Source organism: Rhizobium sp. 01T444 (genome assembly GCF_056398305.1).
In genome coordinates this window covers 1-17,206 of record NZ_JBFTPD010000025.1, presented here as the reverse complement: position 1 = coordinate 17,206, position 17,206 = coordinate 1, and the positions used below count along the sequence as shown (strand labels likewise).

At 61.6% G+C, this 17,206-nt stretch carries 16 protein-coding genes; 4 read left to right on the top strand and 12 right to left on the bottom strand.

Going from position 1 to position 17,206, the window contains the following annotated elements; all coding sequences use genetic code 11:
- A complete protein-coding gene (locus tag AC1DTN_RS26955; RefSeq protein WP_113325536.1) occupies positions 1 to 1,047 on the bottom strand; it encodes an ABC transporter substrate-binding protein in 1,047 nt (348 codons plus the stop codon).
- Between the two features lie 308 nt (positions 1,048 to 1,355).
- Here AC1DTN_RS26955 and AC1DTN_RS26950 point away from each other — a divergent pair, with 308 nt between their 5' ends.
- On the top strand, positions 1,356 to 2,060 hold the full coding sequence (locus tag AC1DTN_RS26950) for an autoinducer binding domain-containing protein (protein WP_113325537.1): 705 nt from the start codon (positions 1,356 to 1,358) through the stop codon (positions 2,058 to 2,060).
- A gap of 43 nt (positions 2,061 to 2,103) precedes the next feature.
- Here AC1DTN_RS26950 and AC1DTN_RS26945 read toward each other — a convergent pair whose 3' ends face one another.
- From AC1DTN_RS26945 to traA, 4 genes are read right to left on the bottom strand one after another with little or no spacing between them, the layout of a single operon-like run.
- A complete protein-coding gene (locus AC1DTN_RS26945; RefSeq protein WP_477923328.1) occupies positions 2,104 to 2,700 on the bottom strand; it encodes a lysozyme family protein in 597 nt (198 codons plus the stop codon).
- A gap of 15 nt (positions 2,701 to 2,715) precedes the next feature.
- Positions 2,716 to 3,882 carry a conjugal transfer protein TraB gene (locus AC1DTN_RS26940; RefSeq protein ID WP_477923327.1) on the bottom strand — a complete coding sequence of 389 codons (1,167 nt, stop codon included), beginning with the start codon at positions 3,880 to 3,882 and terminating at the stop codon, positions 2,716 to 2,718.
- Positions 3,872 to 4,441 carry a conjugative transfer signal peptidase TraF gene (gene traF / locus AC1DTN_RS26935; RefSeq protein WP_113325540.1) on the bottom strand — a complete coding sequence of 190 codons (570 nt, stop codon included), beginning with the start codon at positions 4,439 to 4,441 and terminating at the stop codon, positions 3,872 to 3,874. Before traF ends, AC1DTN_RS26940 begins: the two co-directional genes overlap by 11 nt.
- Positions 4,438 to 7,746, bottom strand: a complete 3,309-nt coding sequence (gene traA, locus AC1DTN_RS26930; protein ID WP_477923325.1) for a Ti-type conjugative transfer relaxase TraA — start codon at positions 7,744 to 7,746, stop codon at positions 4,438 to 4,440. The genes traF and traA overlap by 4 nt, the downstream gene beginning before the upstream one ends.
- Positions 7,747 to 7,994: 248 nt before the next feature.
- Between traA and traC the strand changes: the two genes are divergently transcribed.
- From traC to traG, 3 genes are read left to right on the top strand one after another with little or no spacing between them, the layout of a single operon-like run.
- Positions 7,995 to 8,288, top strand: coding sequence for a conjugal transfer protein TraC (gene traC / locus AC1DTN_RS26925; RefSeq protein WP_113325628.1), 294 nt, complete (start codon positions 7,995 to 7,997; stop codon positions 8,286 to 8,288).
- Positions 8,289 to 8,292: 4 nt separating this feature from the next.
- Entirely contained in the window at positions 8,293 to 8,508 is a 216-nt protein-coding gene (gene traD / locus AC1DTN_RS26920; protein WP_025668405.1) for a type IV conjugative transfer system coupling protein TraD, read from the top strand.
- Complete coding sequence (traG, locus tag AC1DTN_RS26915; RefSeq protein ID WP_113325627.1) at positions 8,495 to 10,426, top strand: Ti-type conjugative transfer system protein TraG; 1,932 nt, start codon at positions 8,495 to 8,497, stop codon at positions 10,424 to 10,426. The genes traD and traG overlap by 14 nt, the downstream gene beginning before the upstream one ends.
- Positions 10,427 to 10,513: 87 nt before the next feature.
- Here traG and AC1DTN_RS26910 read toward each other — a convergent pair whose 3' ends face one another.
- From AC1DTN_RS26910 to AC1DTN_RS26880, 7 genes are all read right to left on the bottom strand, one after another.
- Positions 10,514 to 10,684: a hypothetical protein gene (locus AC1DTN_RS26910; RefSeq protein ID WP_477923323.1), complete on the bottom strand. Its 171-nt coding sequence runs from the start codon at positions 10,682 to 10,684 to the stop codon at positions 10,514 to 10,516.
- Between the two features lie 446 nt (positions 10,685 to 11,130).
- Entirely contained in the window at positions 11,131 to 11,442 is a 312-nt protein-coding gene (locus tag AC1DTN_RS26905) for a DUF736 domain-containing protein (RefSeq protein WP_025668403.1), read from the bottom strand.
- 658 nt (positions 11,443 to 12,100) lie between these two features.
- Complete coding sequence (locus tag AC1DTN_RS26900) at positions 12,101 to 12,367, bottom strand: WGR domain-containing protein (RefSeq protein WP_113186152.1); 267 nt, start codon at positions 12,365 to 12,367, stop codon at positions 12,101 to 12,103.
- Between the two features lie 348 nt (positions 12,368 to 12,715).
- On the bottom strand, positions 12,716 to 13,636 hold the full coding sequence (locus AC1DTN_RS26895; protein WP_477923321.1) for a DUF2493 domain-containing protein: 921 nt from the start codon (positions 13,634 to 13,636) through the stop codon (positions 12,716 to 12,718).
- A gap of 329 nt (positions 13,637 to 13,965) precedes the next feature.
- Positions 13,966 to 15,000 carry a DUF7146 domain-containing protein gene (locus tag AC1DTN_RS26890; protein WP_477923319.1) on the bottom strand — a complete coding sequence of 345 codons (1,035 nt, stop codon included), beginning with the start codon at positions 14,998 to 15,000 and terminating at the stop codon, positions 13,966 to 13,968.
- 304 nt (positions 15,001 to 15,304) lie between these two features.
- Complete coding sequence (locus tag AC1DTN_RS26885) at positions 15,305 to 16,501, bottom strand: DUF932 domain-containing protein (RefSeq protein WP_477923318.1); 1,197 nt, start codon at positions 16,499 to 16,501, stop codon at positions 15,305 to 15,307.
- Between the two features lie 479 nt (positions 16,502 to 16,980).
- A partial coding sequence (locus tag AC1DTN_RS26880) for a transposase (RefSeq protein ID WP_477923316.1) occupies positions 16,981 to 17,206 on the bottom strand: 226 nt, incomplete at its 5' end.

The following is a 17,206-nucleotide window of genomic DNA, read 5'->3' as shown; positions in this document are numbered from 1 at the left end:
TCAACGGGCCTGCGAGACGACGTCCCGATCCCAGCGTTCGCCCCATTCGGAAAGCTTGCCGCCGAGCACCGTCAGATCGGGCAGCTTGAGCGATTTGAGATCCTCTCCAGACGTGATCTGCCGGCGGCGCAGGGCTTCCGGAACCTCAATGTCGGAGCGAGCGCTGCCGACCTTGTAGCCCGTAACCCAGGCTTCCTGGCTGGTCTTTTCGAGAAAGAAATCGATGAAGGATCTAGCCGCCGCCTTATGCTCTGACCCGACAGGAATGTTCAGCGTCGCTATGAGCGGGATGGTCCCTTCCTTCGGCCGTACATAGTCGACGGGCAGACCCTCGTCGACAAGCAGCTGGGCGCGACCGTTCCAGAAGGGCATCGCCCAGACAGTACCATCCTTGATGTAGCTTTCGAGGATGGCAGAGGATTGCTCGAAGCCGATCGATTGCTTGGCAAGCCGCGCCATCGCCGCAAAGCCCGGATCGATATTGTCGATCAGCCCGCCTCCCTCGGCGATCGACATCATTTCCAGGAGATAGACGGCCATAATATTCTGAAAGGTCGGCAGGACGATCTTTCCCTCCAGATTTGGACCGAGGAGGTCCGTCCAGGAGGTTGGCGCGGAGCCAAGCCTGTCGGTCCTGTAAAGCAGCGACAGGTACTGGACCTCGTGGACGGCGCCGCACGGGCCGGCTGCACCTTGAAGGCTTGCGTTGAGGGCGGCGAGGTTGGGGATCGCGGAGCCGTCCAGCTTGTCGAGCACGCCATCCCGGCAGCCCTGGAGCGATTGCGAAGCAGTCATGACGACGACGTCGAACCCTGGATGTCCATTGGTCGCTTTGATCTTGGCATAGTCCTGCGAGGCGGAGCCGACAGCGTCATAGACGACATCGACGCCGGTCTTTCGCTCGAACGGCTCGATGATGGCCTGGCGAATGATGGCCTCGTAAGGTCCGCCATAGCTATTGACCACAAGCGTTTCGGCATGCGCGAATTCAGGCAGACTTACAGCAAGGGCTGCAATGAGAAGGGGTTGTGATTGGACTCTTCGCAACGTCGGTTTCTCCCAGTTGGTGGTGTTCCCGGGAAAAGGGTGTCGACGCGGACTCCACACGTCTAATAGCAATTGGCTGGGATTAATGCCTCAGCGGTATGAACGAGAATCTCCGCGCCGTCCTGCCATCTCTCGCTTGAACCGACGAGCGGGAAACTGAGACGGTGTAGCCTTGGTGGAGCCTCGAAACGTTCTCAAGATGACGCTTTTCAGTCGCTGCCCTTGATATCTGCGGTTGCGCATCCAACAGAAGCGACCTTATGTTGAAATCGCGGCGTGTCGGTACGAAACGCCGACGAGGATAAGCCATGGTGGACATCTGGCTCGATAGACTGACGGAAGGACTGGCTCTCGCGCAAGACGAGCAGACTGCCACGGACATTCTCGCAAAGCTCACGGTCGAGGCTGGGTTCATTGCCTATTCGTATCTCGAACTCCACGCAGACAACACCAAGGCGATTTCGAACTATCCATTCGAGTGGCAGAAGCGTTATTTCGAGAAGGCATATGCTCGCGTCGATCCGGTCGTGCGCGAGGCCAAGGTCAAAATGGCCGCCTTCCCATGGTCGATCCTCACTGTCGCCGCAACATCAAGGGAGCGGCGGCAATTCATGGCGGAAGCTGCGGATTTCGGCATCCGATCGGGAATTTCGATCCCCGTCAGTACCGGCTACGGGAGGCTTGCTCTCTTTACTCTCGCGTCCAGCCAAATCGATGCCCGAGCGCTTCGGGCATTCAATCCGGTGCTGGCCGCCGCCGCGATAGCCCAACTGCACGTGCGCCTGAGCACGATCGCGATGCGACCAACGGCCCGTCGCGAAGTCAATCTGAAGTCGGAGGAGATTTCCTGCTTGCGATGGTCGGCCGAAGGAAAATCTATGCAGGCGATTGCTGTCATCGAAAACACCTCCTACGCAAACGTCGTCTTCTTTCTGAGAAATGCGAAAGCGGCACTCGGCGCGACGACCTTGCCGCAGGCGACCGCCTTGGCAAAGGAGTTCGGATTGATCTGATGCGATCGACCGATCGCCGGTGGCAGGACGTCCAGCAGACGCGCTAATTCCCGGCGCCGAGTCGGGAGAGGTCGATCCGCATCGCCGCTCCACCGATATCGACCTTGTCTGCAGGCAGGGCCACGGTCGGCTCTTGATTTGCATTCTCTCCAGGCTTGGCGTTTGCGTCTGGCCTACCACCATCGGGCTCCTCGGCGGCAAAGACCTTCGCTCCCTCAAAAAAACCCGTCTTCCAGGCAAGCACCGCATCCTCGAAGATGACCCGAGCGGCGTCCTCATCGTGCGGATCACCGTACCATTTGGCGACAATGCGCATCACCTTGGCAAACAGGGCAGACCCAAGCTGCAAATTCCTGCAATCATCAAAGAGAGCTGGATCGAGATCGTCATTCGTTTTTGCGCCAATTCCCGCCGGCATCTGCGTCAACCCGACCCTGACGACTGCGTGGCCTGCGTAGCGGCGTATGATGGAGATCGCTTCGGTCGCATCGACCGGTTTCGGCAGCAGAAGCAAACGTCCTTGCGAAACAACCGTTATCGCCAGCGGATCCAGCGATCCGGCAGACGCGATGAAAGTCTCGACGATGGCAGGTTTCAAAGACGGGTCCGCGCATTTGGCAATCAAGGCAGGGTCCAGCATGGCTTGCTCCTCGGATCAGGTGTTGAACGAAAAGACGACTGGCTTGGCAAATAGCCTCGCCCAGGCAAGGACTGCAGCGCGTTGCACATCCACGATCGATGTGCCTGATGTCCACCAACCGTTGCCGATAGCCACCACAATGTCGGGCGCACCGGACATCGACTGGAGGACTGGCCAGACCAGCAGTTGCTCATAGCAAATCAGGACCGCCACGCGCGTTGCGCCCACCATCTGATCGGCCGGCTGGAAGGCATGCGCATGCGCGCCACTGTTCTGGCCCACCCAGGTCCTCCAGGGCTGCCACATCGCGATCGGCACCGGCATGCGCTGTCGGTAGAGGATGCGGCTCTCTGCGCGCCCGATTTGCACGAGGACATTGTCGTAGCCTGAGGCATCTGCCACAGACGCCCCGGCAAGGATGGTGACATCGCTGCCAGCAAGCGCACGCCGCCACAGGCGCTCCACGGTCGGCGTCCAGAAGCCGAGCGCACCTTCCGGCAGGATAACGACATCGACTTGGTTCGCCTGCGCCCTTGCGACCATTGCAAGAAGATCACGCTGCTGTGCCAAACCGGCATCGCGACCCAGAGCTGACCCCATTTCGAGCTCGACGCCCCGCCAGTCGTTCGGTATCTCAATATCGGTCCAGGTCGCGGCGGACCAAAGCCAGAATCCAACAATGGTGACGGCAGCAGCCGGTCGAAGGCGTGTCGTCATGGCCGCGAGGCCGGCTGCCGTCGCGATCAATCCCAGCCAGCACCAGCCTGCAAACAGAGCACCTGCAGCCGTCAGGGGACTGGCCCAGCCCGTTATCCCAAAGGGCGGGATCGCCATGACGAGGCAGGCGACGAGGTAGCAGCAGGCTCTTTTCCAACCGCGGCTTCCCGTCCAGACAATCGTATGCACCGTCACGAAACTCGTCGAGGCCATGAGCCACAAGAGAAGGCCAGGCCACAGGTCCGCGGCGTAGAAGGTCGCTACCCCTTGCGGCAGCCCGCTGGACGCTGCCAGAAAATAGGCCGATGAAACAGCCGAAGCCTGCCATCGCGTCCGCGCGAGCGACCAGATGCCGGGGAAAGCCATCGCGGCTGGAAGCAGGGACGGCTCGCCGCTCCAGCCAATCCAGCCAGCCGCAGCAGAACTGCAAAACAGCACCGGAAGGCGCAGGCGGTCACGGTGCATAGGTCACCACCTGTATCGCCAGACCGAGGATGCCAGATGCCGGCACCGGTCCGAAATAGCGGGAATCGAAGGATGCCCCGAAGGAGGAATGGACGAAAACGGCACCAGCCGGCACCGTCCCTCCGCGATAGGGTGTCAAAGAGCGCCCGCGACCGTCGAATTTCAGAGGTCTGGAGCTGTCGAGCAAGGTACCATCGATGCCGATGCTGCTGCCTCGGACCTCGACATGTTGACCGGCAACGGCAACGACTGACTTGATGAGTGGCGCAAAACCGCCTGGGCACCGCCCCGCGCGCAGGTATCCGCGTTTTCGGGCTTGCCGCATGGCAGGCGTCTGCGGTGGACAGAGGAAGACAAGATCGCCCACCGCCGCCGGCCGATCGAGTTCGGCAATCCGCCAGAGACCGATCGGCTCGCTCGGGGTCAGATTGATACGGAATCCGAAAAGACCGACAATGGCAATGATGCCGGGCAATCCGATGAGCATCGAGACAATGGCGAGGCGGCGCCTGCAAGTCGCGCTTGACAGGAGGCAGGTTCGAGACGGAGACCGCGTCATCGGAGTGACTGCACATTGGTTCTTGTTTGGCGCGCAACGTCGGCCTGCTTGAGCGCGAAAGCCGTGCGCTCATGCGCCTCAAGCTGCTGCACGGTTCGCATCGCGCTCCAGGCAGATTGCATCTCTGCCTTCTGCGCCGGATTCATTTCGGCCGTCAGTGTCCGGAATGCCTCCCCATCGGGATCCTTTGCCGCTTGTCCAAGGAAGGTACGTACACCGAACCGCTCTTCGACCGCTTTCGCGAAGCCCTCGAGCTCGTCCGTCGCCATCCGGTCGGAAAGCACATACTGGATGACGGAGGCAGGTTCGTTCCTGTCGAACGCGTCCCGGATTCGTTCCAGCATCTGCATTGCATGAGACGACAGGGCGGGAATCTCGACGCCCGCGATCTTTCGGCTGATCGACACTTCGCCATGCGCACGTTTTTCTAGCATCTGGTGTTGGTGCAGATATTCTCCAAGGCTGTCGCTCAAAGCAGAGACATTCCGGAGCGCCCGGTCGCGGTTCACCCTGTCGCTATGACCCGAAAACAGGCCGGCCTTGCCCTTCAGGGCTCCGAACGTTTCCGCTTCTTCAGCCATCCTGACAAGCGTCACTTTTGCTGCCGACCGGTCCACGAGCATCGCGTCGAAGTCGATCTTCCTGAACGCCGCTTCCGGATCAGCATAGACGGTATGCAAGCGTCTACTGACTTCCTGCCATTGCCTCTTAAGACCGGGATCGGCGGCAAGCCTGTCGTAGACGGCCTGATCGATCGAACGAGCGAATGTGGTGATGGCACTCACCATCGGTCTTGCCTTTTTTCCATCGCCGGTATCGAGCGGATGGATGCCTCTGCCGAGCCCTCGTTCTGCACCCACGGCTGCAAAACGATGACCGAGATCGATCAATCTGTCTCGTTGGCGCACCATCCATTCCAGCCGATGCGCAACCAGCGTCCGTGCGACCCGAACGAGGTGCAGACCGCGGCTTTCGGCAAAATGAAGTGCCTGCCGATAGAATGAGCCGCCCTCGTAGTCGAGCGTCGTTTCCTTGGAATTCCTGCGCGACAGGATTGGTGTGAGACCACCCGTCTTTTCGAAGGACCGGCGTCCGTAGTAGASGSYRAGATCCTCGCGATGGCGTGTCATCGCCACATAGGTCAGGTGCCGGTCGAGCGACAGCGAGGCCAGAACCTTGACCTGRTCGACGGTGGCGCCCTGGCTCTTGTGGATCGTCGTGGCATAACCGTGATCGACATGCCCGTAGAAGCGSTGCTCCACGACCACCTGCCGGTTGTCATCGCCSGCACCGATCTGGACGCGGATGCGGCCGGGTGCTGCCTCGACCACCTTGCCCAACATGCCGTTCTTGACGCCRAGCRAAGCCTCRTTCTTCAGGAAGACGATCTGGTCGCCGRCTGCAAATTGGCGTTTGCCCTCGGTTGTCGCAAAGACGAAGCCCTGTTCCACGATACCGCGCTCGACAAGCCGTTCGCGTGCCATCTCGTTCAAGGCGCGCACGTCGCGGCGCAGATGCGCCAGGATCAGCGAGGTCTTGGCCGGATCGTARTCRCGATCCCAGTCCGCGATCAGACTGGCGAYGGCCTGCGCCTTCAGCTGCGAGCCGATGATCTTGTCGTTGGCSCTATAGGCGTCGATGGCCCGACCGACATTGCCGCGGGCAAGATCGAGCGAGGCGTCRCGCATCCACTGCTCGCGCTGTCTGTAGATCGTGTCGAGTTCGGCATAGCCGATGCGATCGGTGATYGCCCGGAAGGCGGCGCCCGCTTCGATCGGCTGCAGTTGTTCGGGATCGCCGACAAGCACGAGTTTGGCGCCGGCCCGCGTGGCAGCTTCGACGAAGAATGCCATCTGCCGCGACGACACCATGCCGGCCTCGTCGAGCACGAAGACCGTCTTGTCGTCGAGCCGGTCTCGGCCCCGGCTCCAGCGCTGTTCCCAGGACGACAGGGTGCGAGAGACGATGCCCGCTTCCTTCTCCAGTCCTTCCGCCGCCTTGCCGGCAAGTGCTGCGCCGATGACACGGTAACCTTGCGCCTCCCAGGCCTCGCGGGCCGCCTTCATCATCGTCGTCTTGCCGGCACCGGCACGGCCGATCACGGTTGCGATCCGCTCGCCGCCGGCAATATGTTCGATCGCCACCTTCTGCTCGTCCGAAAGACGCGGATGGCGCAAAAACGTCGCCTCCAGAACTCTGTGTCTGACACCATGTGAAGAGCGCTGCGACAGCCAGATCGCCCGGTTCGCCATCTCGGCTTCCAGGCGGATCATCTCGCGGGTCGTGTACTTCGCCGGCGAGCGCAGGCCGGTGGCAAAATCGGTCCGCGCCTCCTCGAGTTTCAAAGCACGCGGGCTCTGGACGATCCGTGCCATCACGCTCTGAAACAGGCCAGGATCGTCGATGTAGCGATGCAGCACCTTGGCCACATCGCGCTCGTCGAAAACGCTTTTCTCCCGCGTGACCAGGTCAAGCACGATATCGGGAGTGAGCTGGATACGGCGAGCATTCTCTGCACGCCGCGCCTCTTGAAGCTCGAGCCGCTCCAGCAAGACGTCAGGGCGGCGACCAGCCGCTTTCCGTTCGATCGCCTTTGCTCCGACACCGAGATGGATTGTCGGCGTCAACTCGACGCCCTGCTTTTCGAAGGAGCGCCCATCGACCCTGACGTCGAGACCGGCAAGCGACAGATGCCGGTTCTGGCAGGCAAACCAGCTGTCGCGCAGCCCGTTGAAATCGTCGATGCCACCAGCCCAGAGCTCGTAGACGATCTTGCCGTGATCGTTGCGGATCGGATTGCCGTCCGCACCAAGCAGCGCAATCTTCTTGCCCCCGAAACCGTCATGCGTCAGCGGCCGCAGCGTCGTCATCAGATGGACATGCGGATTGCCCGGAGCGTCGTGATAGACCCAGTCGGCAACCATCCCTCTGGCTGTGATCTGGGTCGCAACGAAATCTCGAACAAGGGCAATATTCCGCTCCCCTGTCAGCTCGATCGGCAAGGCGATAGTGAGATCCTTGGCAAGTTGCGCATCGGCGCGTCTCTCGAAGGCTTCCACGGCATTCCAGAACTTCTCGGAAGCGCCGGCGACCGAAAGATCGGCGATCATTGACCGCAGCCACGGCGGAGTGTCCGTGGGGATTGCAAATTCCTCATGCACGAGCCCCTGCTTGCGCGTGTAGTCGATGGTCCGGGCTTCCCGATCGAACTCCATGCGTGCGCAGTGACGGTACGCGGCCGACAGCACGGCGCTGCGGCCGGAGCCGCGGGCGACGATGCTGACAGAAAAATGCGGAACGGCCACGGGCAGGGCTCCTGGAGGTCAACGAAACGACAACGTCCGTTGGAGACGGAAACAGTCCGGACCTTCAGCAAGCACGTCGCGCCAGCGACGTATAATTGCGCCCTTCAGGACCGCTCCTTCGGATCGGCCGGGATCATGCGCAAAGGTGTCGGCTGCGCCAACTCGCATTTCTGTTAGTAGATCGGCGCGCCGATCTAAGGGACTGTCATGCCGATCACGTTCGAAACGGCATGAAAGGGCGAAGCGGAATGAAGAAGCCATCCTCCAGGATCCGCGAGGAGATTTCCAAGCTGCAGGAACAGCTGAGGCTTGCTGAAACCCGTGAAGCCGAACGCATCGGACGCATTGCACTGAAAGCAGGACTTGGCGAGATCGAGGTCGAAGAGGCCCAACTTCAGGCTGCCTTCGAAGAGCTGACGAGACGATTTCGCAAAGGCGAGACATCGGCCGGTAGCGAGCAGGGCAGGCGATCCGAAGCGAGCCCGGTTCAGGCAGCGCCCATCGCGCCTGGCGCGACTACGGGCGGGTCTGCTGAGAATTGAGCGCATGGCACGCGCGACCAAATCCGACGCCCGCAAAAAGGATACACGCGAGAAAATCGAGCTCGGCGGGCTGATCGTCAAGGCGGGCCTCAGGTTCGAAAAACGTGCCGTGCTTCTGGGAGCTCTGATCGAGCTCTCTCAGCGACTGAAACGAGACGAACAAGAGCGGATGCGATTGGCGCAGCTCGGCGCGGAGTTCTTCGGTGATGATCGGGCATAGGATGCTGCTGCCCGCTCTCGTCATCGGCCTGATGCTCTTGGGAACGATCACGACGAACGGGATCGACGAGACATTTGCCGGACTCGCCAGGACACAGGCGACGATGCTCTTTCTTATTCAGGCCAGCATCGCACTGCCGTGCGTTGTGGCGGCCGCGACCGGCATTGTCTTCCTGTTTGCCTGCGTCGGATCTGCAAGCATCAGACATGCGGGGTGGGGCGTCGCAACGGGAAGCCTTGTGAGCCTCGCCATCGCCATCCTGAGAGAAGCATCACGCCTCGAGCCGTCTGCGACGAGCGGCTTCGGCAGTAGATCGGTCATGACCGCTATCGATACAGGCACTGTGGCTGGCGCTGCGGTTCTATTGATATCGGCCGGCTTCGCTCTGCGCGTTGCGCTCCTGGGCAACGCGGCCTTCTGCGACGTTCGGCCAAAGCGCGTTCGGGGCCGGCGTGCCATTCATGGCGATGCTGGTTGGATGGCCTTGCCCGAAGCGCACAAACTCTTTCCCGACACGGGCGGAATTGTCATTGGCGAGCGCTACCGTGTCGATCGCGATCCTGACGCCGGCCGGTCGTTTCGTAGCACCGACAAGGAAAGCTGGGGAATCGGCGGCAGGTCACCACTGCTTTGTTTCGATTGCTCGTTCGGCTCGACTCACGGGATTGTTTTTGCAGGATCAGGCGGTTTCAAGACGACCTCGGTGACAATTCCGACGGCACTCAAATGGGGCGGCACCCTCATCCTTCTCGATCCTTCGAACGAAGTCGCCCCGATGGTATCGGACCATCGCGAAGCGGCCGGCCGCAGAATTCGCATTCTCGATCCGCATCATCGGCAGTGCGGATTCAATGCGCTTGATTGGATCGGCAAATTCGGCGGCAGCAAGGAGGAAGATATTGCTGCCGTCGCGTCCTGGATCATGAGCGATAGCGGCCGCGCAGCCGGCCTGCGCGACGACTTCTTCCGAACCTCCGGGCAACAGCTTCTGACCGCAATCATCGCCGACATCTGCCTGTCAGGACATACGGACGAAGACCATCAGACGCTCCGCCAGGCGCGGGCAAACTTGTCAGAGCCGGAGCCGAAACTGCGCCAGCGCCTGCAGGAAATCTACGACAATTCCGGATCGGCTTTCGTCAGGGAAAATGTCGCCGCTTTCGTCAACATGACACCGGAAACCTTCTCAGGCGTCTACGCCAATGCGATCAAGGAAACCCATTGGCTCTCCTATCCAAACTACGCCGCGCTCGTGTCCGGGTCGAGCTTTTCGACCGAGGACATTGCCTCCGGCAAAACCGATGTGTTCATCAACATCGATCTGAAGACCCTCGAGAACCATGCCGGGCTTGCCCGCCTTATCATCGGCTCGTTCCTGAACGCGATCTACAACCGGGACGGCGCAATGAATGGGCACGTGCTCTTCCTCCTCGATGAGGTCGCGCGGCTCGGCTATATGCGCATTCTCGAAACCGCCAGAGACGCTGGCCGCAAGTATGGCATCACACTGACGATGATCTATCAGTCGATCGGCCAGATGCGCGAAACCTATGGCGGTCGAGACGCCGCCAGCAAATGGTTCGAGAGCGCCAGCTGGATTTCCTTTGCCGCGATCAACGATCCGGAGACGGCCGACTATATCTCACGCCGATGTGGCACGACGACGGTCGAGATCAATCAGGAGAGCCGCAGTTTCCAGCCTCGGGGATCATCGCGAACACGATCAAAACAGCTCGCGTCCCGGCCATTGATCCAACCCCATGAAGTGCTGCAAATGCGAACCGACGAACAGATTGTCTTTACCGCCGGCAACGCGCCCCTGAGATGCGGACGAGCCATGTGGTTTCGCAGGCAGGATATGCGCGCATGCGTGAACGAGAACCGGTTCCACACTGACATGGTGCGACCGATTGAATAGATCGCAGTCGGGCTTGAGACAGAGATTAGGACCGCGAGCGCCAGACAGAGATATTTTGTAAGGCGATCGGGGCTCGCCCCACCGGCCTCAGAAGGGCGGTTCGGTATCGATCGTGTCTAACTGTTCCGCAACGGCTACGTTGAGTTCGGCCCGTGCCAGATCCAACTCGGCAATGATCTGACGGCGTTCGGCCGGATCGACCGAATTCGACAGCTCGAGCCGCAGTTCCTCGATCTGTTCTTCTATTGAAAACGTCATCGTCCCGTCTCCTTGAAAGGGTGAAAGATGACGAACGGCGGTGTGGCGAGTGGGCGGGGTCAAGGATCGCGAAGCGACCGCAAGGCGGGGCGCGGAGGAACCGATTTTGTGCGGACGGACAAGGTCCGGCCGCGCAAAATTGGCGGGACCGCGCATCCTTGAGGCTGCCTGTTCGCCGCGCCACAGTGGGAGGATCTGAGCAGACAACCCGCTCCCCGTATCGCGCCGTTAAGACGCAAGCGAGCTCGATGCTCCTGTGCGTCTTTCGAGGCGATCAACGGAACCGGTTAACCTCTGTCAACGATTTGCGACGGGCAACGAATTCGCCAAGCCGCGTCCCGGAGGACGCAACCTCCGCATACATGGATGCCGGAGCCGGATTCGATACCGGCTCCGGCGTCGACATCTAGCAGGAAGAGCCCCGCCTTTCGGCGGGGCTGTGCCTGTCAGTCCTGGCTAACGCGGCGCGACCAGATGAGCTGGTATCCGTCGTCACCTTCGACCTCCGAGAGTGTCGCGTAGATTGGGGCCGGGAAGCTCGGATCGTCGAGCTTGACCGAGAGGTAGTCGCGGCCCTGTTCGGATGTCTTCTGCCAGGCGGCGCCGAGCTCGACGGCGCCCGCGAAAATGCGGAAATGCGGGCCCTTGTCGGTGGGGTTATCGATACGGGCGATGCGCGCCTTGACGTTGAGGGCGAGGGTGCGGATCGAGCCGGAGAAGCCTGTTTCGGTGGAAGTGAAAGTGCCGATAGTTGCCATTGTCCTGTTCCTTTCGCTGTTTCGGGCCACGACCATCGCGGCCTCGATGGCTGTCGCAAAGACCGGGGACGATCGGGCCGCACCCATAGGGCCGAAATGCAATGAAGGACGGCAAGTCGCAATTTTGTTAGTTGGCGGGGAATGACGGCGGAGCCGGCAGGGGTGGGAAAATTGCGACTGCCGTTGCGGCAGCACGATCGAGGCGCAGCCGCTGTCCGGTCAGACAGGCCCCATCGAGCCCGCAGATGCGCTGCCGGATCACAGGAGAAGGAGGGGGATTGGCGCGACCGCACATTCATCACCGGAAACATCCAGGAAACCACAGCGCGCCCGACCGACGGCGAGGCCGCGCGAAGGGAACATTCTCGCGCTCCACCAGTTGCTAAGGCCGGTGCAATGAATATCGTTGCCGAGAGATTTGCCCGCGGAGGACATATGCTCCAGACAAAGCCGTTCATCGTTGAGACGAGGTCAGGCCGGGAAATCGAAGCCCCTCGCGCGCAAGCCGTCGATCTGGGGCGATCTGGATCTCAGCCAGGATCAGGATCTTGCGGCAGCAGCCCGACGAACGAACCTGCCTCGACCTCAGACGGCACCCGCGACTGATCAGGCTCGGCAGCCGGGCTTTGCCGGTGACGACCAGTTCTGCGCATGATGCTCAATTCACATCCCGTGGATCCATCCCAACCGGAACATATCCCCTCTTGCGCTTCCTTCGAGCGAGCGCCAGGAAATGCGAAATCGCCTGATGTTCACTGGAAAAGATCTCGCTCTTTTCTCCGCCGGCCTTGCCGATGCGACCCCAACTGCGCATGACCGCAATCTCCCCGAACAGCGTCGGCTGGATCGACAAGGCATAATAGCGTGCCATGTTGCGGGTCTCGTCGATACGCTGGCAATAGAGCTGATAGGCATGGGTTGTCATGCGCGCAGGATGGCCAGCTTCACCCGGCGCGTCCAACGACAAGTTTGAATCGATCCGGCTGCACCGATTCATGAAGATGATGGATCTCATCCCGGGCCGTCTTCACCTTAACGTCCATTCTGGCAGCAGCAATCGTGTCTGTAATCCACGACGGCGCTGTTGGCGGCCCTGATGATCAGGCCGCGAACCCTTCGGCCGATGGCGTCTACTGATCTGCCGGATCAAGGGTCGCCGCAGAAGGGTGGCGCAAGGGACGAGAACCAAGCCGTCTTGCCGGCCTAGGCCGATACGAGCCGGATGAAACCAGTGTCCACATCGTCGTCGCTCGCTCTGCCCAGGCGGCGGCGCTCATGCGCCTCCGAACGTCCAGACCGGAATGCCGAGCCTCCGGCCCTTGTCTGCAAGATTATCGTTGATGCCTGTGCCGGGGAAGTGCATCACGCCCTTCGGCACGATCTCCAGCATCAGATCGTTGCGCTTGAAGGGCGCTGCGCGGCCATGCTTCGTCCAGTCGGGCGCGAAGCCGATTTGCGCCACGTCGCGGTGTGTCGCCCAGACCGAGGCGATCTTCTCGGCGCCCTTCGGTGCCTTGCCGTGGACCAGCACCATGTTGGGATGCTTAGCGTGGACCTGGTCGAGCTTGGCCCAGATCAGCCGGTGATCGTTGAAGTCGACTCCACCTGTGATGATGATCTTCGGACCGGGAGGCAGAAGAATTTCGTGCTCGGCGCGCTTCCTCGCCATCAGGAAGTCGCGGCTATCGATCATCGCTGCCGTGAGATTGCGATGATTGACCTTTGATCCGCCGCGCGGGAGCCAGGGCTTGCCCGCGTGGCGCTCGTAATTTTCGCCGGCCTGGTCGCGCATCAGTTCGAAGGCGTTTCGGCGCTCGATCATCGTCATGCCCTCGGCGATCAGGCGTTCGAGTTCGACCGACTTCACCTCACTGCCGTCCTGTTCCCGCTGGGAACGTTTCTGGGCTTGCTCGTTATCGTCGAGTTCGCGTGCGATACGCCCGGCCGCTCGATGGAAGACATTGACAGTCGACCAGAGGAGATCGTCGAGATCGGGTTCGAGGCGCGTATCCGCCAAGGTTGCCACCAAGGCGTCGAAGATGTCGGCAATGGCGCCCGCGATCGCGTTGCCGTCCGGTAAGAGCCGCTGGTCGGGTTCGTCCGCCAAGGGTCGATAGCCGTAGAGCTGCAGCTCCTCCAGGACATGGCCGGTGGGAGAGGATTCGTCATGCGGGTGGAAATCGAGCTCGTTCATCGGATGCTCCGTCGGTTGGGCCGCGACCGTCGCGGCCTTCATGGCGACGAAGCCCACGGGCCGGATGTACCTGCACCCGCAGCGTCAGCGAAGGGCCGGAGCGATAGCGCAGGATGGCGGCGCCCGACTATTTTGTCTCGCGATGGAAAGGCCACATCCCGAAGCGGCTTTCCGCGTCGGGATGTGGCCGCCGGAAAATAGTCGGGCGGCGCCATTGCCAGGCTGGCCGGCTTGTGGGCCGATCGCTCTCTCGAAGGCCGGGGCGAGCTAACTCCGACCGAAGCATCCCGACGAGCGCAGCGGCACTGCAGCACGTTTCCGCTCGCCGGTTACGCCGCCGGCTCCATGAAGCGTGCGGCATCCCGCGGATCGATCTTTATTCGGGTCTGCCCCCGCAGCGCCTCTAGACCAAGAGTGCGGAGATCCTCGTTGAAGTCGCCGAGCTGCGGCGAGAGGACGATCGCCTCGATCCCGACTGCGTTCGTCCGGTCGACCAGACGGTCGCATGCGCCGTCGCCGGCCGCATCATCGTCGCGCAAAATGTAGAGCCGCCGCAGCGTATCCGGCAACACGACCGCAGCAAGGTGGGTTGCCGAGAGCGCTGCCAGCATCGGCATGTCAGGCAGGACCTGTCGCATCGAGAGGACGGTCTCGATGCCTTCGCCAGTAGCCATGACGTCGCCGCTCGCGCCGAAGCGGACGGCGTTGCCGAGAAGGTGACCCATCGCCCGCCGCGGCCGATCGATCGGAGCCTTTCCTCGGCCTGTCGGGTCGAGCCAGGTCCGATGTGCCCCGGTGATCTTGCCATCCAGGTCGGTGATGGCCGCGATCATGGCGGGCCAGGCCTCCGGCGCGACATGCTCGTCGGGCCGATAGTAGCATCGCGGATGGAAGCGGAGGTTTCCGGTTCCGTGCAGGTCCGTGATGCCGCGTTCGTGCAGATAGGATTGCACGAGTGTGCCAGCGATTGGCTGCGACATGGCAAATAGGCGCCTCGCGGCGCTGGGCGAACCATGCAGTGTCGGGACCTGATGCGTGATCGGCGGGGCAGGTCGGGACTGCGGCATGGCGAGGAAGGTCCGTGCCTCCTCGACGACCTCCTTGAAGGCGGCGAGACCGCAGCTCTCACGGATCACGTCGAGAAGATCGCCGTGTTCGCCGGTGGCGGCGTCGGTCCATTTGCCCGCCGCACCGTTGGGCGAGTCCTTAAGCCTGACGTAGAGAGACCGGCCGGGCGTGTTGTGCACGTCTCCCACAAGCCAGTAGCGCCCCACGCGGCGGCCGCTGGAGAGATAATGGCGGCACACTGCCTCTGCCTGCCGGCCAAGGCGACGGGCGAGATCGGAAGCGTCCTGACGGGTCATCACACGACGCCCCGCCTGGAGGCACGCGTCTCGAACGCGCCCACGCGTCGAACGCTTGGCAGGCTCGGAACCGGCGTGTTGATGGGAAAGTCGCGAAAGGACGACAGGGGCTTCTTCTCAACTGCAATAGCCATCGGGTTTTGCTCCGCGACGGGCGGCCGAAAGTCTCTCTTTCGACCTCCAACCCGTCACGAGGCGCAGCGCCGCCCTCTCACTCTCGAGGGCAGCGCCGCCGGTTCCGTTAAAATGCGAGGCGTGGACATCGAAAGCCGGAGCGCCCGCCAATCCTCCGGCAATCGGGGTATCAGCCGGCACTATTTAAAAGTTTCTTCGCCTTCGCCTCCATGTCGAGACGTGCGTCCTGATGCTGCTTGTCTCGCGCGATCGCGGTGATGCCCTGGACGAAGTCGAAGACGCTTTCGGGAGGGCGGCCTTCCTCGGCCAGCACCGTGTCGATGATCCGACCGGTCTCGGCCTTGGAGAAACCACGGCGGCGCAGAAACTCTGTGCGATCCTCATCATTGTGCGCCACGATCCGTTCGCGCGCCGCCCTGATGCCATTGATGAAGGGCAGGGGAGAGGAGTTCGCGAAATTGAGCAGGGCCGGCGCCGCCTCATGGGCAAAGCGGGAGGTGGCATATTTCGAGTGGCGGATGGCGATTTCCTCGAAATCTTCGACGCCCCAGAGATTTCGATTCTGGCAGACGGCACGCAGATAGAAGCTCGCCATGCCGAGCGTCTTGGCGCCGACCTCGGAATTCCAGCAATAGAAGCCCCGAAAATATAGATCCGGAGAGCCATCGGGGAGGCGCCCGGCTTCGATCGGGTTGAGATCATCGACGAGGAACAGGAAGACGTCGCGGTCGGACGCATAGAGTGTCGTCGTATCCTTGGTGATATCGACGCGCGGGTTATAAATGCCGGTCGACCAGTCGAGCATGCCGGGAACCTTCCATCTTGTGTCACCCGTACCGTTGCCGGCGATGCGCTGCACCGCATCGACGAGCTCATGATCGAAGATCCGGCCATAATCGGGACCGGTGACGGCGCGCAGTTCCAGCCGCCCGTCGTCAGTTTCGAGGGTCTTGATATGTTCAGCCCGGGTGGCGGTCAGGCCATATTGCAGGTTGATGGCGGCGAGCGGGGCGGGAAGCTGGCGCAGGTAGGCGGCCGGAGCGCCAACGAGGCCGGCAAGCTGGCCGAAACTCCAATGGGTCGGCACAACAGGGCGATCGGCATCGGGAAGCAGGAGCGCCAGGCGCTCCGGATCGGCACGGTTTGCCTCTACGTGGATACGAGCGCTCTCGACGACGCGCGTCTGGCTGTGGTCGGCACGATCGCGAACGGAGCGCGCCAGCTCGGTGAGGGACAGGTAACGCTCGTCAGCCGGGCGCGAGAACCACTCGGACGAGACGCGACTCACTCGTTCGCCGCGGCGCACATCAACCTTGTAGCCGCCGCTCGTATCACGACCTGCGTCAGGAATTTCAATCTGGGTCATGGGACCAAACTCCATGACGGGCGCCGGAGACCTCTTCTCCAGCCCTCAACCCGTCACGCCAAATCCGGTCCGCGCTCTCACTCTAGGGGCGTTGCGGGTCCACCGCGCGGAAGGGGTCGGCCGAGACGAAGGCTCGGCCGCAGGAGGAGGCTTTCCGCGGCGCGTGTCCAAATCAGCCTGGGACTCACCTCTGACAGGATCCTCGTATCCTAAACTCGCTCGGCCGCCTGCAATCGAGGACTCAACGCGGGGCTACTCCATCGAACAAGATTCTGAGCAGGGCTGCTCGCAATCAGTCCAATCCGCAACGATCCGCTGCAGATCGCGCTCGCTCATCGCTATCAATCCCATCCGCAATCTCCCAGACGTCGCTTGGACCCGGGGAGAATGACATTCCAACTTTGCAGAAACAGGACATTCTAACTTTGCGGTGGAGAAGCTAACCCAAGTGCATCATGGCCGCCTTGGAGGGTAGGGCATCAGCCACCCTCGCGCAAATAGGCAGCAAAGGCTTCGGCGGGGGTCCGGTATCCGAGGCATTTGCGAGGCTGTGAGTTTAGATGATGCGCCAACTCGGTCAGCTGTTGCTGGGTGACATTGGCAAGATCCGTGTCACCAGGCATGAAGCGTCGGATACGTTTGTTGGTGTTCTCAACGGCGCCTTTCTGCCATGGCGCGCTCGGCGCCTTTCTGCCATGGCGCGCT